Annotated in this window: 16 protein-coding genes; 6 read left to right on the top strand and 10 right to left on the bottom strand. The window is 75.4% G+C overall.

Annotated elements, in window-relative coordinates; all coding sequences use genetic code 11:
• Nucleotides 1-167 precede the first annotated feature (167 nt).
• From AB0947_RS27105 to AB0947_RS27065, 9 genes are read right to left on the bottom strand one after another with little or no spacing between them, the layout of a single operon-like run.
• Nucleotides 168-1,589: a PfkB family carbohydrate kinase gene (locus tag AB0947_RS27105; protein WP_366752929.1), complete on the bottom strand. Its 1,422-nt coding sequence runs from the start codon at nucleotides 1,587-1,589 to the stop codon at nucleotides 168-170.
• Nucleotides 1,586-2,383, bottom strand: coding sequence for an SIS domain-containing protein (locus tag AB0947_RS27100; RefSeq protein ID WP_366752928.1), 798 nt, complete (start codon nucleotides 2,381-2,383; stop codon nucleotides 1,586-1,588). The genes AB0947_RS27105 and AB0947_RS27100 overlap by 4 nt, the downstream gene beginning before the upstream one ends.
• Complete coding sequence (locus tag AB0947_RS27095; RefSeq protein ID WP_366752927.1) at nucleotides 2,380-3,612, bottom strand: glycosyltransferase; 1,233 nt, start codon at nucleotides 3,610-3,612, stop codon at nucleotides 2,380-2,382. Before AB0947_RS27095 ends, AB0947_RS27100 begins: the two co-directional genes overlap by 4 nt.
• Nucleotides 3,609-4,571: a glycosyltransferase gene (locus tag AB0947_RS27090; protein ID WP_366752926.1), complete on the bottom strand. Its 963-nt coding sequence runs from the start codon at nucleotides 4,569-4,571 to the stop codon at nucleotides 3,609-3,611. The genes AB0947_RS27095 and AB0947_RS27090 overlap by 4 nt, the downstream gene beginning before the upstream one ends.
• Nucleotides 4,568-5,578 carry a glycosyltransferase family 9 protein gene (locus tag AB0947_RS27085; protein WP_366752925.1) on the bottom strand — a complete coding sequence of 337 codons (1,011 nt, stop codon included), beginning with the start codon at nucleotides 5,576-5,578 and terminating at the stop codon, nucleotides 4,568-4,570. The genes AB0947_RS27090 and AB0947_RS27085 overlap by 4 nt, the downstream gene beginning before the upstream one ends.
• Entirely contained in the window at nucleotides 5,575-6,609 is a 1,035-nt protein-coding gene (locus tag AB0947_RS27080) for an HAD-IIIA family hydrolase (RefSeq protein WP_366752924.1), read from the bottom strand. The genes AB0947_RS27085 and AB0947_RS27080 overlap by 4 nt, the downstream gene beginning before the upstream one ends.
• Entirely contained in the window at nucleotides 6,606-7,601 is a 996-nt protein-coding gene (locus AB0947_RS27075) for a glycosyltransferase (RefSeq protein ID WP_366752923.1), read from the bottom strand. The genes AB0947_RS27080 and AB0947_RS27075 overlap by 4 nt, the downstream gene beginning before the upstream one ends.
• On the bottom strand, nucleotides 7,598-9,232 hold the full coding sequence (locus AB0947_RS27070) for a carbamoyltransferase C-terminal domain-containing protein (RefSeq protein ID WP_366752922.1): 1,635 nt from the start codon (nucleotides 9,230-9,232) through the stop codon (nucleotides 7,598-7,600). The genes AB0947_RS27075 and AB0947_RS27070 overlap by 4 nt, the downstream gene beginning before the upstream one ends.
• A gap of 33 nt (nucleotides 9,233-9,265) precedes the next feature.
• The gene (locus AB0947_RS27065) at nucleotides 9,266-10,273 is read right to left on the bottom strand and encodes an NAD-dependent epimerase/dehydratase family protein (protein ID WP_366752921.1); all 1,008 of its coding nucleotides are present in this window, start codon (nucleotides 10,271-10,273) and stop codon (nucleotides 9,266-9,268) included.
• Between the two features lie 282 nt (nucleotides 10,274-10,555).
• Here AB0947_RS27065 and AB0947_RS27060 point away from each other — a divergent pair, with 282 nt between their 5' ends.
• Nucleotides 10,556-11,449 (top strand): polysaccharide pyruvyl transferase family protein, encoded by an 894-nt coding sequence (locus tag AB0947_RS27060; RefSeq protein WP_366752920.1) that lies wholly within the window; start codon nucleotides 10,556-10,558, stop codon nucleotides 11,447-11,449.
• Nucleotides 11,450-11,550: 101 nt separating this feature from the next.
• Nucleotides 11,551-12,114 carry a hemerythrin domain-containing protein gene (locus AB0947_RS27055; protein ID WP_366752919.1) on the top strand — a complete coding sequence of 188 codons (564 nt, stop codon included), beginning with the start codon at nucleotides 11,551-11,553 and terminating at the stop codon, nucleotides 12,112-12,114.
• A 132-nt stretch (nucleotides 12,115-12,246) separates the two neighbouring features.
• Here AB0947_RS27055 and AB0947_RS27050 read toward each other — a convergent pair whose 3' ends face one another.
• Nucleotides 12,247-12,597, bottom strand: a complete 351-nt coding sequence (locus AB0947_RS27050; RefSeq protein ID WP_366752918.1) for a DUF3040 domain-containing protein — start codon at nucleotides 12,595-12,597, stop codon at nucleotides 12,247-12,249.
• A gap of 234 nt (nucleotides 12,598-12,831) precedes the next feature.
• Between AB0947_RS27050 and AB0947_RS27045 the strand changes: the two genes are divergently transcribed.
• From AB0947_RS27045 to AB0947_RS27030, 4 genes are all read left to right on the top strand, one after another.
• Nucleotides 12,832-12,975 (top strand): hypothetical protein, encoded by a 144-nt coding sequence (locus AB0947_RS27045; RefSeq protein WP_366752917.1) that lies wholly within the window; start codon nucleotides 12,832-12,834, stop codon nucleotides 12,973-12,975.
• Between the two features lie 207 nt (nucleotides 12,976-13,182).
• Nucleotides 13,183-14,397 (top strand): cytochrome P450, encoded by a 1,215-nt coding sequence (locus AB0947_RS27040; RefSeq protein WP_366752916.1) that lies wholly within the window; start codon nucleotides 13,183-13,185, stop codon nucleotides 14,395-14,397.
• 133 nt (nucleotides 14,398-14,530) lie between these two features.
• Entirely contained in the window at nucleotides 14,531-15,274 is a 744-nt protein-coding gene (locus AB0947_RS27035; protein ID WP_366752915.1) for a beta-phosphoglucomutase family hydrolase, read from the top strand.
• Nucleotides 15,271-17,670 (top strand): glycosyl hydrolase family 65 protein, encoded by a 2,400-nt coding sequence (locus AB0947_RS27030; protein ID WP_366752914.1) that lies wholly within the window; start codon nucleotides 15,271-15,273, stop codon nucleotides 17,668-17,670. Before AB0947_RS27035 ends, AB0947_RS27030 begins: the two co-directional genes overlap by 4 nt.
• Nucleotides 17,671-17,764: the final 94 nt, after the last annotated feature.

The following is a 17,764-nucleotide window of genomic DNA, read 5'->3' as shown; positions in this document are numbered from 1 at the left end:
GGGAACGTCTCGGCCGGCGGTGCGGGGCGTCGGCCGGACGCTTGTGCCGGGGCCCGGCCGGCGGACCGTTCCGGCCGTGGGTGCGCGGAGGCACGTCCCGCCCGCCGTCCCGCCTCCCGGTCCGGGACCCGCACCGGACGCCCGGTACCAAGGAGGCCGTGCCGCGCTCACCGGGTGTCCCCGCCCATGGGCGCCGGGGCCAGGGCCGCGCGGCGGGCGAGGCCGGTGGTGGAGCGGCCGTCGAGGTAGGGCAGCAGGAGGACCTGGCCGCCCCAGCTCTCCACGAGGGGCTGTTCGGGCAGCCGGGTCCGGGCGTAGTCGCCGCCCTTGGCCCAGATGTGCGGGCGCAGTTCGGCGAGGACGCGTTCGGGGGTGTCCTCGTCGAACACGGCCACGGCGTCCACGCACTCCAGGGCCCGCAGCACCCGCACCCGGTCCGCGGCCGGGACGAGCGGGCGGCTGCCGCCCTTGCGGCGGCGGACCGAGTCGTCCGAGTTGACGCACACGACGAGGCAGTCCCCGGCCCGGCGGGCGGCCTGGAGCAGAGCGACGTGCCCGGCGTGCAGCAGGTCGAAGCAGCCGCCCGCGGCGACCACGGTGCCGCCCGCTGCCCGCACCCGCGCGGCCGTGCGCACGGCGTCCGCGGTGGTGTCGCCGTCACCCGGCGCCTCCTCGGCCGTCTCCGGGCCGTCCGGGACGGCGACCGCCCGGGCGCCGCCCTCGGCGACGTAGCGGGTGGCGGCGTGGACGGCGCCCTGTACGGCGGCCTCGGTGAGGGCGCCGTCGGCGAGCAGGCCGGCGGCGGCCGCGGCGAATCGGTCACCCGCCCCGCAGGGGTCGCCGGTGGCGGCGGCCGGGGTCGGCACGAGCAGCGGGGTCTCGCCGTGGGAGAGGAGGGCGCCGCGTTCGCCGAGGGTCACCGCGACGGCCTGGGCACGCCAGGCCCGTACGAGGACGCGGGCGTCCCGTGCGGCGGTGCGCAGCCCGGCCGCGTCGCCGGGCTCGGCGTGTTCGAGCTGCCGGGCGAAGGCGCGGGCCTCCTGGGCCGAGGGCGTGGCCAGGCGGACGCCGGGGACCGGGGGCCGGCCGCGCACGTGCGGGTCCCAGACGACGGGGGCCGCGGTGTGCGCGAGGGCGTCCCGGAGGACTTCGGCGGTACCGCGGCCGTAGTCCGCGACGAGGACGCCCCCGGCCGCCGCGATCGTCGACACCGCCTCCTGGGTCGCCTCGCGGGCGCGGCCCTCGCCGTCGTCGAGGCGGAGCAGCGGTCTGTCCCCGGCCAGGACGCGGGTCTTGCTGCTCAGGGTGCCCTCCAGCGGCACCTCGACCAGGCCGACCCGGCCGGCCAGCAGCTCCCGGAGGGTGTCGCTGGCGGTGTCCGCGCCGAGGGCGGTGACCAGGGTGACGGGCCGTCCGTCGGCCGCCGCGAGGCAGGCGGCGAGGGCGGCGCCGCCCGGCCGGGAGCTGCGCCGGGTGCCGTGCACGACGGGGACGGGCGCGTCCGGGGCCAGCCGCTCGGCACGGCCGCACAGGTCGTGGTCGAGCAGGGCGTCGCCCACGACGAGCAGGGGGGTCTGCGAGGCGGTCATGTCCGTCCCTTCCTGGGTGCTGCGGGCGCGCCGGGTGCGGCCCGGCCGGCGGTGCGGGCGCGGCCCACGAGCCGCCCCACGACACCGGGTCTGCCGTCGGCGCCCGGCCGGCCGTCGGCGCCGGTGTCCGCCGCCCCGTGGTCGGCCTCCCCCCGTTCGACGGCCTGGTCGAAGGCCTCGCAGAGCATGTGGACGGCGACCAGGTGCAGTTCCTGGACGGTGGCGCCGAGGGGGGCGTCGACGCACAGCGTGTCGTCCGCGCCGAGCTGCAACGGGTTGGGGGCCCGTCCGGTCAGCGCCCACACCGTCATGCCGAGCCGGTGGGCGCGGTCGGCGGCGGCCAGCAGGTTGGCGCTGGCGCCGCTGGTGGACATCAGGAGGAGCACGTCGCCGGGGCGGCCGTGCGCGGCGGTCTGCCGGGCGAACACCTCCTGGACGCCGTAGTCGTTCGCGATCGCCGTGGTGGAGGAGGTATCGGCGTGCAGGGCGACCGCGGAGAACGGTGGCCGGTCGTCGCGGTAGCGGCCGACGAGTTCGGCGGTAAGGTGCTGGGCCTGGGCCGCGCTGCCGCCGTTGCCCGCGACGAGCAGCCGGGCGCCCGCGCCCAGCCGCCGGGCGAGTTCGGTGCCCCAGCGCTCGATGAGCGGACCGTGGTCGCGGAACGCCTCCAGGGCCTTGGCCAGGTCGTCGCAGTGCGCGGTGGCGGTGGCGGTGTTCCCGTGCGCCGTGCCGGTGCCGGTCTTCGCCGGACCCTGCGCCGGCCCCTCCGCCGGCCCCTTCGTCGGACTCTTCATCGGACGACTCCCGAGAGCGAGTGGATGGCGGACACGGCGCCGTACACCCCGGCCACGCCGTCGGCCACCCGGTCCCAGGTGTAGTGGCTGAGCACGCGGGCGCGGCCGGCGGCTCCGTACCGGGCGAGCCGGCCGGGGTCGGCGAGGAGGGCGCGGACGACCGCGCCGAGGTCGTGGTCGTCGTCGGCCGGGACCAGGACGCCCGTGCTGCCGTCCACGACGGTGTCGAGCTGGCCGCCGACGGCGGTGGCGACCACCGGCGTGGCACAGGCCATGGCCTCCAGCGGGACGATGCCGAACGGCTCGTACCGGGGCAGCGACAGCACCAGGTCGGCGCTGGACATCAGCCGGGGCATACGGGCCCTGCTGACCCCGCCGAGCAGCGTGACCCGGTCCTGGACGCCGTACTCGCCGGCGATGCCGTAGAGGCGCTCGGCCTCGGGTTCGGCACCGAGCAGGTCGGCCTCCGGGCCGCCGGCGACGAGGAGTTCGGCGTCGGGTACGCCGGCCAGGGCGCGGATGGCGCGGTCGAAGCCCTTGCGGGGCACGAGCCGGCCGACGGCCAGCAGCCGCCTGCGGGCGCCGGACGATCGGGTGCCGGTGACGGGGGCGAACTGGTCGGGGTCGACCCCGCACGGCACGACACTGATCCGGTCCTCCGGCAGCCCCATGGCCTTCAGTTCGGCCACCTCGTCACTGCACGTGGCGATGATCCGGGCGCACTCGTGGCCGATGGCCTCCTCGATGGCGAGGCGCTGCGGGGGGCTGGTGTCGGCGGCGCCCTGGTAGCGCTTCTTGACCGTGCCCAGCGCGTGGTAGGTCTGCACCACCGGGATGCCGAGGTCGCGGGCGCCTGCCAGGGCGGCCAGGCCCGACATCCAGAAGTGGGCGTGCACCACGTCGGGCGGGCTCTTGGCCCACTGCCGGGCCAGGTAGTTCCCGAAGTCGCTCATGTGGGGCAGGAGTTCGTCCTTGGGGACGGGTGCGGGCGGCCCGGCGGGCACGTGCACCACCTGGACGCCGTCGATGAGGGTCACCCGGTCCGGCAGGCCCGCCGAGTCCCGCCGGGTGTACACCGTGACGCGGTACCCCTTTCTGGCGAGTTGCCGGGCGACCTGCGCCACGTACACGTTCTGGCCGCCCGCGTCCGGCCCGCCGAGCGCGGCCAGCGGGCTGGCGTGCTCGGAGACCATGGCGACGCGCCCGGCGGTGTGCGGTATGCGGCTCATCGGGTGACCTCCTTGATCAGGCGCTCCCAGTCGTCCAGGAAGCGCCGCTCTCCGTAGCGGGCCTGGGCCGCGGCCCGGGCTGCCGCGCCGGTGCGGCGCGCCAGCCCGGGGTCGGCGAGGAAGGCCCGTACGGCGTCCTCCAGGACGTCGAGGCGGTTCGAGACCACCCCGGCGCCCTCGGGTATCGCCTCACGGGCCTCCGTGGTGTCCAGGGCGACCACGGGCATGCCCAGGAACATGGCCTCCAGCAGGGACAGTCCGAGCGAGGTCCAGCGCACGGGGTGCAGGTAGACCCGGCAGCGGGCCATCTCCCGGTGCAGTTCGCGCTGCGGCAGGTCCCGGGTGCGGCAGCGCCCGGGCGGCAGGCCGAGGTGGGCGGCGAGTCCTTCGGTGCGCATGCCGAAGACGTCCAGGGGCGCGGTCCGGGCGAACCGGGGCAGCAGGTCGGTGCCGGTGGTACGGCCCCTGCGCACGGGCTCGTTGACCACGACGGCCGCGCGCCGCTCGGTGCCCGTGTAGCGGGGGCCGGGATCGATGATGCCGTGCTCGACGACCTCGGTGGGGGCCCGGCCGTTGTCCCACATCAGCCGGTTGAAGTGGGTGACGTGCACGACGGGGATCCCCGACTGCCCGGCCAGCGGGTGGAGCTGGCGCTCCGGCGACTCGTCGGGGCTGTTGTGCTCGACGTACACGGCGGGCACGTCCACGCCGGGACGGCGGCCGGTCCAGCGCACGGCGAGGTCGAGTTCGTGCGGGCGTTGCAGGACCATCAGGCCGATGTCGCAGTCCCGCAGTTCCTCCGGTGTGCGTTCCCGGACGTTCTCCGGCCAGTCCCAGGTGACGGCGCGGCCGAGCCCGTCGGGTCCGCGGTCGCCGGTGACCGGGACGAGGTAGGTGTGCGGGCCCTGCACGAAGGCGGTGAGCCAGGATCCGTGCACGTGCCAGACGAGGATGTTCATGACTGCCGCTCCTGGATGAGCTTGTGCGCCGCGCGCACCACGTCCTGTCCGGTGACCTCGTCCAGACAGGGGTGGCCGGGCACCGGGCAGGTCAGGGCCCGGGTGTCCGCGCAGGGCGCCGACTGGTCGCCGAGCAGGATGACGGGGACGCCGTACGGCGCCCAGCGCCCGGCCGGTACGACGGGTGCGAACAGCGAGACGACCGGGGTGCCGACGGCGGCGGCGAGGTGGGCGGGGCCGGTGTTGGCGCTGATCACGACCTCGGCCATGCGCAGCACGCCGGCGAGGACGCGCGGGGAGGTCCGGCCGCCGAGGTCCACGGCCGTGTCCCCGCTGACCCGCCGGGTGAGGCCGGTCTCCTCCGGGCCGCCGGTGACGACCACGCGGTGGCCTGCGTCGGCGAGCAGCGCGACCGCCTCGGCGCAGCGGTGCGGGCTCCAGGCGCGGGCGGGGGCGCTGGCGCCGGGGTGCAGGACGACGTAGGGGCCGTGGCCGGTGAGACTGCTGGTGTCGGGGGGCGGGAGGACGCGCAGCCGCCCGTCGTCGCCGGGCGGGGGCGGGAAGCCCAGGGCGGCGGCGGTGTCCAGCGCCGCCTCGGCCTCGTGCCGGCCGTCGCGGCGCCGGTGGCGTACGTCGAGGAGCCGGCCGGGGTGGTCGACGCTGTCGGCGCCGATCCGGCCGACGCCGGCGAGCCGGAGCAGCAGGGCGGTGGGGAGCGGGCTCTGGTGGAAGGAGGTGAGGACGAGCGCGGTGTCGTAGGCCCCGGCACGCAGGCGCGCCAGCAGTGCGTCGACGTCCGCGGGGCCGACCGGCGGCGGGTCGAACCCCTCCCAGGGCGCCTCCCACACCAGCACCTCGTCCACGCCGGGCAGCATGCGGGCGGCGTCCGCGCCGCGCGGGCCGCACAACAGGGTGACGTGCGAGGACCCGGCGGCGACGGCACGCACGGCGGGGCCGGCGAGCAGGACGTCACCGAAACTGTCGAGCCGGACGACGAGCGACTTCACGCCGGCCACCTCCCGAACGCCCGGACGCCTCCCGGGGGCACCGCGCCGGACACGGACGGCCACGCCCGGTGCGCGGCGGCCTCTCCCGGCGCGGCCTCTACCCGAACGGCCTCTCCCGGCACGGACCACGGGGACTCCCCCGGAGCCGCTTCCCCCGGCGCGGACGACGACGTCCGGTGCGAAACGGCCTCTCCCGGCACGGCCTCTACCCGCACGGCCTCCTCCGGCACGGACGACAGGGACTCTCGCCGAGCCGCCTCCCCGGGCGCGGACGACAGGGACCCTTCCACAGCCGCCTCCCCCGGCGCGGCCGACCGCCGGGCCCCGGAGGCCGGGGCGGCGCGGCCGGACGGCGGTCGCGTCCCGGCAGGGTTTGCCGCGTTCCGCACCGAGGACCACCGGCCCTCGGAGACCACCGCGGTGCCCTCGCGGGACCACCGCATCCCGCCGGCGGCCGGTGCCGTCCGCGCGGGCGGGGTGTGCGGGGGGCGCCTCGGCGGGGCGAGTCCCGCCTCCGTCAGGGCCGCGCGGACCGCGGTGAGGGGGTCGGGGGCGCTCTCCATGGCGAAACGTTCCACCTCCGCCGGTGCGGTGGCCGCGTTCGGGACCAGGACGCCCCGGGCGCCGGCCGCGCGGGCGGCCAGCACGTCCGCGGCGATGTCACCGATCACCAGGCACTCGGCCGGCGGCACGCCCAGCCGGGCGGCGGCGGTGCGGACCAGGCCGGGGCGGGGCTTGCGGCAGGCGCAGCCGGCGTCGGGGCCGTGCGGGCAGAACACCCAGGTGTCCAGGCCCCCCAGCAGCTCGTCGGCGCGCTCGTTGACGCGGACCACCTGGTCCACGGTGAGCAGACCGCGGCCGACGCCGGACTGGTTGCTGACCACCCCGGTCGCCAGCCCGGCGGACCGGGCCAGCGCCACGGCCGCGGCGGCGCCCGGCATCAGCCGCACCCGGTCGGGGTCGCCGTTGTACGGCACGTCCACGACGAGGGTGCCGTCACGGTCGAACAGGACGGCGGACAGCCTGTTCACCCGGCACCTCCCAGGGGCTCGGCGTGCCGGTGGCGGACGACCCCGCGCAGCCAGTGCCGGACGGCGAGTGGCGGGATGAGCACGCTGGTGCCGAGCATCCCGGCGATCTCGCGGGCGGTGCGCGGCCCGGGCAGGATGCGGGCGAGGGCGAACTCGGTGGTGCCGAGCGTCCACACGGCGGCGCAGGCGACCGCGGCCCGGCGCCGCCCGGCCAGGGCGCAGCCGGCCGCGGCGAGGGCGGCGCCGGTGACCGCCAGGTGGCGGGGCAGCCGGCCGCGCGGCGCCTGGGCGCGGTCCCACCAGTCCCGGCCGTGCAGCCGGTTCATCAGGGCGTCGTCGGCGTTGCCGCGCTGTGCGGGCAGCGAGGCCCACCAGTGGGCGGGGCGGACCGGGTGCCGGGTGACCCGGGTGCCCCGGGTCAGGGACCAGCCTCCTCGCTGCACACGCAGGGCGAGGTCGGCGTCCTCGCGGAAGGCCCGCGGGAAGCGTTCGTCGAAGCCGCCGGTCCGCTTCAGCGCCTCGGTGCGGTAGGCCATGTCGGCGGTGGCCCAGGCCGCGTTCTCCAGGCCCTTGGTGGTGCGTTCCCAGTCGGTGGGCCGGCGGTCCGGGGGCAGAGGGACGCGCAGCCGCCCCTGGACACCGCCGACGTCGGGGCCGGCCTGCCGCAGGTCGTCGGCGAGCCGCCGGGACCAGTCCGGCAGTACCTGGACGTCGTCGTCCAGGAACACCGTCCAGGGCGTGCGGACGGTCTGCCAGCCGGCGTTGCGGGCGGCGGCCGGTCCCCTGCCGCCGGTGCGCAGGGTGCGCACCCGGTCGAGCAGTTGCCCGGCCGGTTCCAGGGGCAGGCCGCCGTCGGGCGCGGGCCGGTCGTCCACGACGACCACCTCGTGCGGCGGATGGCCGTCGGCCGCGGCGAGCGCGCGCAGGCACTCGGCGAGGCAGGGGCGGCCGATCGTCGGGACGACGACGGTGTAGGCGGGGGCGTCGGTCATGCGAAGGCCTTCCCACGGCGGATCGCGAACGGGCCGAGCACCAGCAGGTCGACCGGGGCGGAACCGAAGCACTCCAGGGCGTCCCGGGGGTCGTCGACCATGGGCCGTCCAGCGGTGTTGAGGCTGGTGTTGACCACGACGGGCAGTCCGGTGCGCCGTTCGAAGCCCTCGATCATCCGGGCCATCAGGGGTTCCTGGGCGCGGTCCACGGTCTGGACGCGGGCCGTGCCGTCGACGTGCACCACGGCCGGGATGCGGTTCCTCCAGCCGGCTGCCACGTCGTGCACGAACAGCATGTACGGGCTGGGCAGCGGCCCGTCGAAGATCTCGCCCGCGCGCTCGGCGAGCACCATGGGCGCGACGGGCCGGAACTCCTCGCGTCCCTTGACCGCGTTGAGCCGCTCCAGGTTCTCCGCCCTGCCGGGGTGGGCGAGCAGCGAGCGGTGCCCGAGCGCGCGCGGCCCGTACTCGCTGCGCCCCTGGAACCAGGCCACGATCCCGTCGTCGGCCAGCGCCTGGGCGGCGGTCTCGGCGATGTCGGCGGGTTCCTCGTACGGCACGGCCGCCCGCTCCAGCCACCCGCGCAGTTCGGCGTCGCTCCAGCCCCGGCCGAGCGCGGCCGTCGGCATGGGTTCCAGTGTGTCCTTCTGCCCGGCGACGTACGCCGCCGCGCCCAGGGCCGTGCCGGCGTCGCCGGCGGCGGGCTGCACCCACACGTGCCGGAAGCCGCTCTCCCGCCACAGCCGGGTGTTGGCGACGCAGTTCAGGGCGACGCCGCCGGCCATGGTGAGCGCGTCCTCGCCGGTGCGCTCGCGCAGCCACCGGGCGAGGGCCAGCATGGCCTCCTCCAGGCAGAGCTGGGCGCTGGCGGCGAGGTCGGCGTGGTCCTGGTTCCAGGCGCCGCCGGCCGGGCGCGGCGGGACGAGTTCGGCCCAGGGCACCGGGCGGGCCCGGAAGCCGCCGTCGTCGCCGGCGTGGACGTACTCGCGCAGCCGGCCGGCGAAGCGCGGGGTGCCGTAGGAGGCGAGGGCCATGACCTTGAACTCGTCGCTGCTGCGCAGGAATCCGAGGTGCTGGGTGAGGTCCTCGTAGAACAGGCCGAGGGAGTCCGGCAGCCGCTGGGTGCCGATGACGGTCAGTTCGCGGTTGGCGCAGCGGCCGGCCAGGTGGGAGCCGCACTCGCCACGGCCGTCCAGGACGAGGACGGCGCAGTCCGGGTACGGCGAGACCGGCCCGGCGGAGGCCGCGTGCGCGATGTGGTGCGGGACGAAGCGCACCTTCGCCGGGTCGAGTCCGGGCAGGGCCTCGGTGAGGAAGTCCGGTGCCTGGCGGGCGTACTGCTGGCGCAGGTGGTCCCAGGGGTCGTGCAGCCCCATCTCGTCGGCGGGGCGGGCCAGTGCGGGGTCGTAGGAGTAGGCGACGGCGTCCAGATCGGACGGGGTGAGGCCGGCCTGCTCCAGACACCAGCGGGCCGACTGCTCGGGCAGTTCCCAGGCCGAGAAGGGAACGGGCCGCTTGCCGTGCTTGCGGCGGGAGAACCGCTCCTCCTCCGCCGCCGCCACGACCCTGCCGTCGGTGACGAGGGCGGCGGCGGGGTCGTGGAAGAGTGCGTTGATACCGAGGACGTGCATGCGCTGTCTCCAGGGCCGGGGAAGATGCGGGGGTCAGGGGCGCGGGGCCGGTTCCTCCACGCGCGGGTCCGGATCCGGGGGCAGGGCCGCGAAGTAGGCGATGGTCTGCTTCAGGCCCTCCTCCCAGGGGACCTGCGGCGACCAGCCGAGCAGTTCGCGTGCGAGGGTGGTGTCGGGGCGGCGCCGGCCGGGGTCGTCGACGGGCCGGTCGACGAACGCGATCGGGGAGCGGGAGCCGGTGAGGGCGACCACCCGGCGGGCCAGGTCGGCGACGGTGATCTCGTCGCTGCCGCCTATGTTGACGGGTCGTACGGAGCGGCTCGCGGCGACCCGGAGGATGCCGTCGACCGTGTCGTCGACGTAGCACAGCGAGCGGGTCTGGCTGCCGTCGCCGGTGACCGTGAGCGGCTCGCCGGCCAGGGCCTGGCAGATGAAGGTGGGCACGGCGCGGCCGTCGTGCGCCCGCATCCGCGGACCGTAGGTGTTGAACAGCCGGACGATCCCGGCGTTCGTCCCCCTGGTGCCGGCGTGTGCCGTGACCAGGGCCTCGGCGAACCGTTTCGACTCGTCGTAGACGCTGCGCGGCCCGACGGGGTTGACGTTGCCCCAGTAGCCCTCGTGCTGCGGGTGGACGAGCGGGTCGCCGTAGACCTCGGAGGTGGAGGCGAGCAGGAAGCGGGCGCCGTCGCGTTCGGCGATCGCCAGGACGTTGCGGGTGCCGAGGCTGCCCACGTCCAGGGTCTGGAGGGGCATGCGCAGGTAGTCGGCGGGCGAGGCCGGGCAGGCGAAGTGCAGGACCAGGTCGTACGGGCCCGCCAGCCGCCCGGTGCAGTCGGGTGCGCAGACGTCGCCGTGCACGTACCGGAAACCGGGCCGGTCCTCCAGGTGCGCGATGTTCTCGCGCCGCCCGCAGGCCAGGTTGTCGGCGCAGTCGACTTCGACACCTGAATCCAGCAGCCGCTCGCACAGATGGGAGCCGAGGAAGCCGGCGCCGCCGGTCACGAGGGCGCGCCGCCAGGAGAACGGTGTGTCACCAGTCATGGGGCTGTTCCTTCGTCCGCGTCGTCGCGCCGGACAACGCCCCTGCCTGGGCGTTCGGCGCATACCGCGTCGCCGGGACCGACCTCGTCGGCCCGATGGGAGGAGAATGGCCCGGCCCGGGTCCCCGCTGATCGGGAGGACCGGCCTGGCACGCCGCCGCTTGCTGGACGGCACTGGCAGCTGAGTTCCCCTGCCAGTTGGGTTCACGCGTTGGATTCTTATTCTCGGGTCTCAGGGGTACTCGCGCGACTCCTGCGCCCCTCTACCACGCTGGAGGCGCTGATGCACGACGATGTCGCCGAGGCGGTGCTGCGCCTGCTGCGCGGGCCCGGCCGGCCTCCGCGGCGGCTGCTGCTCACCGGCTGGTTCAGTTTCCGCGAGGGAGAGGCGACGGCCGGGGACGTGCTGGCGCAGCAGCGCATGTCGGCCGCGCTGACCAGGGCGGGCATCCGGCACGAGACGGCGTGGAGCCCCGGCTTCCGGCCCGGTGAGCTGTCGCTGGAGACGGCTGAGCCGCGGGCGTACGACACCCTGCTGTTCGTGTGCGGTCCGGTGCACGGGCCGCAAGTGGCCGCTCTGCATGGAAGGTTCGGGTGTTGCAGACGACTGGCGGCCGGGGTCTCGGTGGTCGATCCGGCGGACCCGGCGGTCACCGGTTTCGACGTGATCGTCGCGCGGGACGGCACCGCCGGCCCGGCCCGGCGCGATCTCGCGGCCGACGCCCCGGCGGGACCGCTGCCGCCCGTGGCCGGAGTCGTCCTCTCCCACGGCCAGGGGGAGTACGGGGCGCGCCGCCGGCACGCGGAGGTGAACGAGCGGATCACCGGCTGGCTGGCCGGCAAGGACTGCGCGCGGGTGCCGGCCGACTCCCGGCTGGCCATGGGCGACTGGCGGCTGTGCGCCACCGCGGAGCAGTTCCTCTCCCTCGTGGCGCGCCTCGACCTGGTCGTCACCACCCGGCTGCACGGCCTGGTGCTGGGTCTGCGCACCGGCACCCCGGTGATCGCGGTCGATCCGGTGGCGGGCGGCGCGAAGGTCAGTGCCCAGGCCCGCGCGCTGCGGTGGCCGGCGCTGGTGGCGGCGGACGCGCTGGCGCCGGACATCCTGGACCACTGGTGGGAGTGGGCGCTGTCCGGGGCGGGCCGGATGGCCGCCGCGTGCCACTCGATGCGCTGACCGGGCGCGGCGGGCCGTGTAGCGCGTCCGCCGCGGGGCACTCTCTGCGGCGACGGCGGGCCGTTCACGGGCCGCCGCGTTCCACGCAGGAGGTAACGACCATGGGTCACGGCGGAAACGTCATCCAGGAGCTGACCACGGACCACCGCGAGGTCGAGGAGATCTTCGGCCGCATCGAGGCGCTGCCGGCCGGCTCCCAGGAGCGCAAGGACCTGTGCGACCAGGCCACGATCGAGCTGGTCCGCCACTCGGTCGCGGAGGAGGCCTACCTCTACCCGGCGGTGCGCCAGCACGTGACGGGCGGGGACGCCCTGGCCGACAAGGAGCTGGAGGACCACGCCAAGGCCGAGCAGATCATGAAGGATCTGGAGGGCTGCCAGGCGGACGATCCGCGGTTCGACTCGCTGATGGCTCAGCTGATGAGCGAGATCCGGTCCCATGTGACGGACGAGGAGCAGAACCTTTTTCCGCGGCTGGAGGCGGCCTGTCCCCCGGACGCGCTGATGGACCTCGGCGACAAGGTCCGCCGGGCGAAGAAGATGGCGCCCACGCGTCCGCACCCGTCGGCACCGGACAAGCCCCCGGCCAACAAGCTGCTGGCCCCCGGAGCCGGTCTGGTCGACCGGCTGCGGGACGCGCTGACGGGACGGGGCAAGGAGAGCTGAGAGCGGACCTGGAGAGCCAGGGCCGAGGGAGAACGGCGCCGGTCCGGACCCGTGGGGGCCGGGCGGCGCCGTTCTGGATTCACCCGTTCGGCTCAGGGATGCGGCCCAGTGCCGGCGCCCGGGAGCCGTGTGTCACAGCCACGGCTGCGTGCCACGGGTCGTCCTGACACCGGTGCGGGGACGGGTGCAGGAAGCCCGGCACAGCAGCCGGAACGCCTGGAAGAGGGTCAGCGGCCACAGCAGCGCGAAGCACCACAGCAACGCGGGGTCCGAGGTGCGGATGCCCATCACGGCGACGAACACCGACGCGACCGTCAGCAGCAGCACCGCCGCCGGCAGCCAGACCTCGCGCGGGCCGGCGCCCATACGGCGCGCGAACCTCCGGTCCCGCCGCAGGTCCGCCTCGATCCGCAACAGCGCCAGCCGCTCCCGCGGTGACAGCCGTACCTCGTCACGCATCTCCCACATCTCCCAGTCGTCCACGGCAACGGCACCTCCTCCGCCGATCGGCGGCCTCCGGGCCCCGGGCGACCGAGTTCCCCTCTCCGTCCGGCCGATGCGGTGCCGCGGCGGGCCGGGCGGAGAGGGGGTGGAGGAAACTCCACCCCGCCTCCGGTGGCCACCCCGACTGAAACGCGGCGCCCGCCCGGTCCACGATGGAGCCGGTACAGCCCCCGTACGCCCGGCCGTCCGCCGTCCGCCCCGCGAGGAGCCACCGTGTCCGAGTCCACCGAGGTCGAGCCGACGGTCCGGTCGGCGGTCGAACCGGCCGAGGAGCCCGCGATGTGGCCCTGGGTGGTCGTCGCGGCCGTCGTCGCCGCCGTGGTCATCGTCCTCGTCAACGTGCTGATGACGGTCTGAGCGGGTGCGCCCCCCGGGCGCCCGTGGTGCGGGACCGGTCGCGGTACCGCATAGTGAACACAGCTCTCGCACCAGGCCGACCGGGAAGGACCGGGGCTGCCCACCACGCCCCCGCCCCCGGGGCCGCCGCGACGACGCTCAGCGGCCGGCACGGGTAGGACCGGCCCCCCGGAAGCGACGCGCCCGGCGGCGCGCTAAGGAGGCTGTATGTCGTCCCACGACCCGGCGGTTCCCGACTGCCCCTTCGACTTCGCCGACGCACTGGAGTACGACCCCGCGCTGGACGCGCTGGCACGCCGCGGCCCGGTCAGCCGGATCCGGCTGCCCTACGGCGAGGCGGAGGCGTGGCTGGTGACCAGCTTCGCCGGCGTGCGCCAGGTGACGTGCGATCCCCGGTTCAGCCGGGCGGCGATCGTCGGACGCGACTATCCGCGGATGACGCCCGAGCCGATCGTGTCACCCGAGTCGATCAACGTGACGGACCCGCCGCACTCCACCCGGTTGCGGCACGTGGCGGCCCAGGCGTTCACCCGGGAGCGGGTGGCGGCCATGCGGCCGGCCGTGGACCGGGTGGTGGCCGGGCTGCTGACGGCGATGGACGAGGCCGGTCCGCCCGCGGACCTGGTCACCCATCTGTCCGTACCGCTGCCCCACCTGACGATCTGCGAGCTGCTCGCCGTCCCCGATGCCGACCGCGACCAGCTGCGCGCGCACACCATGCGGCTGCTGGCCACCTCGCCGGACGCGCGGCAGGACGCGGCCGACGCCAAGGCCTGCCTGCGGGCGTACTTCGCCGAACTGGTCCCGGCCCGGCGGAGCTCGCCGGGCGAGGACCTGCTCAGCACGCTGGCCACCGCCCCGGTGCCGGAGGGCGAGGAGCCGCTGAGCGACGACGAGCTGGCGGTCCTCGCCGTGACGCTCATCCTCAGCGGCAACGACACCGCGACCTGCCAGATCAGCGACATCGCCTATCTGCTGCTGACCCGGCTCGAGGAGACGGCCGCCCTCGCGCGCGACCCCGAACGGTTCCCCGGCGCGCTGGAGGAGCTGCTGCGGTTCATCCCGTTCCGCAAGGGCGTGGGCATTCCGCGGATCGCCCTGGAGGACGCGGAGATCGAGGGCGTCCCGATCCGCGCGGGCGACTACGTGCACGTGTCCTACCTCGCGGCCAACCGGGACCCCGAGGTCTTCCCCGACCCGCACAAGCTCGACCTGGAACGGCCCGCGCGCCCGCACATGACCTTCGGCTGGGGCGGGCACCACTGCCTCGCGGCACCCCTGGCACGGGCGGAGCTGGACAGCGCCGTCTCGGGTCTGCTGGCCCGCTTCCCCAAGCTGCGCCTCGACGTCCCCGCCGAGGACATCGAGTGGGACAACGGCACCATCCGGCGCTTCCCGCTGAGCCTGCCGGTCACCTGGTGAGGCCGGGCCGGGCCACCGCGGCGACGCGAACGGCCCGGCCCCGCCGTGCCCGCCTCCACCGAGCGGGTGCCTTGCGGCCCGGCGCGTGGTGTCCTGCCGCGGCGGGCCGTGCCGGGCCCCTAGCCTCGGCGGCATGCTGGGGCTTCCTTCTCATGTCCGTGCCTGCCTGTTCGACCTCGACGGGGTACTCACCCAGACCGCGAAAGTGCACGCGGCGGCCTGGAAGGAGATGTTCGACGGCTACCTGCGCGAGCGCGCGGCCCGTGAGGGGACCGGGTTCGTCCCCTTCGACGCGGTCGACGACTACGACGCGTACGTGGACGGGCGGCCCAGGGAGGACGGGGTGCGCACGTTCCTCGCCGCGCGCGGGGTGCACCTGCCGGAGGGGTCGCCGGACGACCCGCCGGAGGCGGAGACCGTGAACGGCCTGGGCAACCGGAAGAACGACCTGGTCCTGCGGCGGATCCGCGAGGAGGGGGTGCAGCCGTACGAGGGCTCGGTCCGCTTCGTGCACGCGGTGCGGGAGGCCGGGCTGCGCTGCGCGGTGGTGTCCTCCAGCGCCAACTGCCGGGACGTCCTGGTGGCGGCCGGGATCGAGGATCTGTTCGACGAGCGGATCGACGGCGTGGTGACGCGCGAACGCCGGCTGCGCGGCAAACCCGCCCCGGACACCTACCTGGAGGCGGCCCGCGGGCTGGACGTCCAGCCGGACGAGGCGGCCGTGTTCGAGGACGCCCTGGCCGGCGTCGAGGCGGGCCGGGCGGGCCGGTTCGGCGTCGTCGTGGGCGTCGACCGGGCCGGCCAGGCGGAGCAACTGCGCGAGCACGGGGCCGATGTGGTGGTCCGGGACCTGGCCGAGCTCCTGGAGTCGCGGTGATCACCCATCCCAGCTACACGGTCGAGCCCTGGTGCCTGCGCGAGACCGAGCTCAACCTCGATGTGCTCGCCCAGAGCGAGTCGGTGTTCGCGCTGTCCAACGGGCACGTCGGCTGGCGCGGCAACCTCGACGAGGGGGAGCCGCACGGGCTGCCCGGCGCCTACCTCAACGGCGTCTACGAGCGGCACCCGCTGCCGTACGCGGAGGCGGGCTTCGGATACCCCGAGTCCGGCGAGACGATGATCAACGTCACCGACGGCAAGATCATCCGGCTGCTCGTGGACGACCACCCGTGCGACCTGCGCTACGGCCGGCTGCTGGCGCACGAGCGGGTCCTGGACTTCCGCTCCGGTGTGCTCACCCGGACCGCGCGGTGGACGTCGCCCGGCGGCCGTACCGTCCGGATCACCTCGCACCGGCTCGTGTCCTTCACCCAGCGGGCGGTCGCCGCGGTCGTGTACGAGGTGGAGCCCGTCGACGGACCGACGACGGTCGCCGTGCAGTCCGAGCTGGTCGCCAACGAACAGCTGCCCAGCTTCCACGGCGATCCGCGCGTCGCCGCGGCGACCGAGTCCCCGCTGGTGCCCGAGGAGCACTTCGCGCAGAACACCCGACTGCGGCTCGTGCACCGCACCGCCAGCAGCGGGCTGCGCGTCGGTACGGCCGCCGACCACCTAGTCGAGGGGCCCGGGAGCACGAAGTGGACCGCGCACAGCGAGCCCGACGTCAGCCGGCTGACGGTGACCGCGGACCTGGTTCCCGGACAGCCGCTGCGGCTGGTCAAGTTCGTCGCCCACGGCTGGTCCGGTGAGCGTTCGCTGCCGGCCGTGCACGACCAGGTGGACGGGGCGGTGGCGGCCGCCGTCAGCACCGGCTGGGACGGGCTGGCCGCCGCCCAGCGGGCGTACCTGGACCGCTTCTGGGGCGGCGCGGACGTCGAGGTGGAGGGGGACGCGCAGATCCAGCAGGCGGTGCGGTTCGCCCTCTTCCACGTGCTCCAGGCGGCGGCCCGCGGCGAGAACCGCGCGATCCCCGCAAAGGGCCTGACCGGCACCGGCTACGACGGGCACTCCTTCTGGGACACCGAGTCCTTCGTGCTGCCCGTCCTGACCTTCACCGCGCCGGAGGCCGTCGCGCCGGCGCTGCGCTGGCGGCACCGGACGCTGCCGGCGGCACGGGAGCGCGCGCGTCAGCTCGGGCTGTCCGGGGCGACGTTCCCCTGGCGGACCATCGACGGCGCCGAGTGCTCCGCCTACTGGCCCGCCGGTACGGCCGCCTTCCACGTCAACGCCGACATCGCCGTGGCCGTCGTGCGGTACGTCATGGTGACCGGGGACGAGGAGTTCGAGCGCGCCGAGGGGCTGGAACTCCTCGTGGAGACCGCCCGGCTGTGGCGCTCCCTCGGTCACCACGACCCGGAAGGCGTCTTCCACATCGACGGGGTCACGGGTCCCGACGAGTACAGCGCCTTGGCCCGGGACAACCTGTACACGAACGTGATGGCCCGTCAGAACCTGCTGGCCGCCGCGGACGCGGCGGTACGCCATCCGGACCGGGCGGCCGAACTCGGCGTGGACGACGAGGAGGCCGCGGTGTGGCGGGACGCGGCGGCCCGCATGGCGCTGCCGTACAACGAGTCCCTCGGCGTCCACGAGCAGTCGGCCGGATTCACGACCTTCCAGCGCTGGAACTTCGAGGCGACCCCGCCGGACGACTACCCGCTGCTGCTGCACTACCCCTACTTCGACCTGTACCGCAAGCAGGTGGTGAAGCAGGCCGACGTGGTGCTGGCGATGATGCAGTGCCCGCACTCCTTCACCGAGGAGCAGAAGGCGCGCAACTTCGCCTACTACGAGGCGCTGACCGTCCGCGACTCCTCCCTGTCGGCGTGCTGCCAGGCGGTGCTCGCCGCCGAGACCGGTCATCTGCGGCTGGCCTACGCGTACCTCAACGAGGCCGCGCTGATGGACCTGGACGACCTGGAACACAACACCCGTGACGGACTGCACATCGCCTCCCTCGCCGGCACCTGGATCGCCCTCGTCATGGGCTTCGGGGGGATGCGCCGCTACCTCGACGAAGACGGCAGGCCGGGGGTGCTGTCGTTCACGCCGCGCCTGCCGGAGGCGCTCGCCAGGGTGGCGTTCACCGTGCTGGTGCGCGGACGCAGGCTGAAGGTGGACATCGGCCGGTCCCACGTGCGCTACCGGCTGGTGGAGGGCGAACCGCTGGACATGCTCCACCACGGGGAGCCGACGCACCTGACCACCACCGATGGTCCGGTCGACCGCCCGATGCCCCGTCCGCCCGCCCGCCCGGAACCCCAGCAGCCGCCGGGCCGCCGCCCGGTGGGCCTGCCCACCGGTGAGGAGGACCGGGCCGAGACGCCGGAGTAGCACGGCGCGGGCGGACGGTGGGGGCACCCCGGGACGCTGGGGCGACAGGTGTGCGTCGACCACCCCTTCGACGGGCTCCCCGGCGCGCGACCCC

The organism is Streptomyces sp. NPDC047841, from assembly GCF_040704085.1.
In the GTDB taxonomy this organism is placed as follows: Bacteria; Actinomycetota; Actinomycetes; order Streptomycetales; family Streptomycetaceae; genus Streptomyces; species Streptomyces argyrophylli.
Note: the sequence above shows the minus strand (reverse complement) of the source record. Positions and strands in the feature narration are given on the sequence as shown.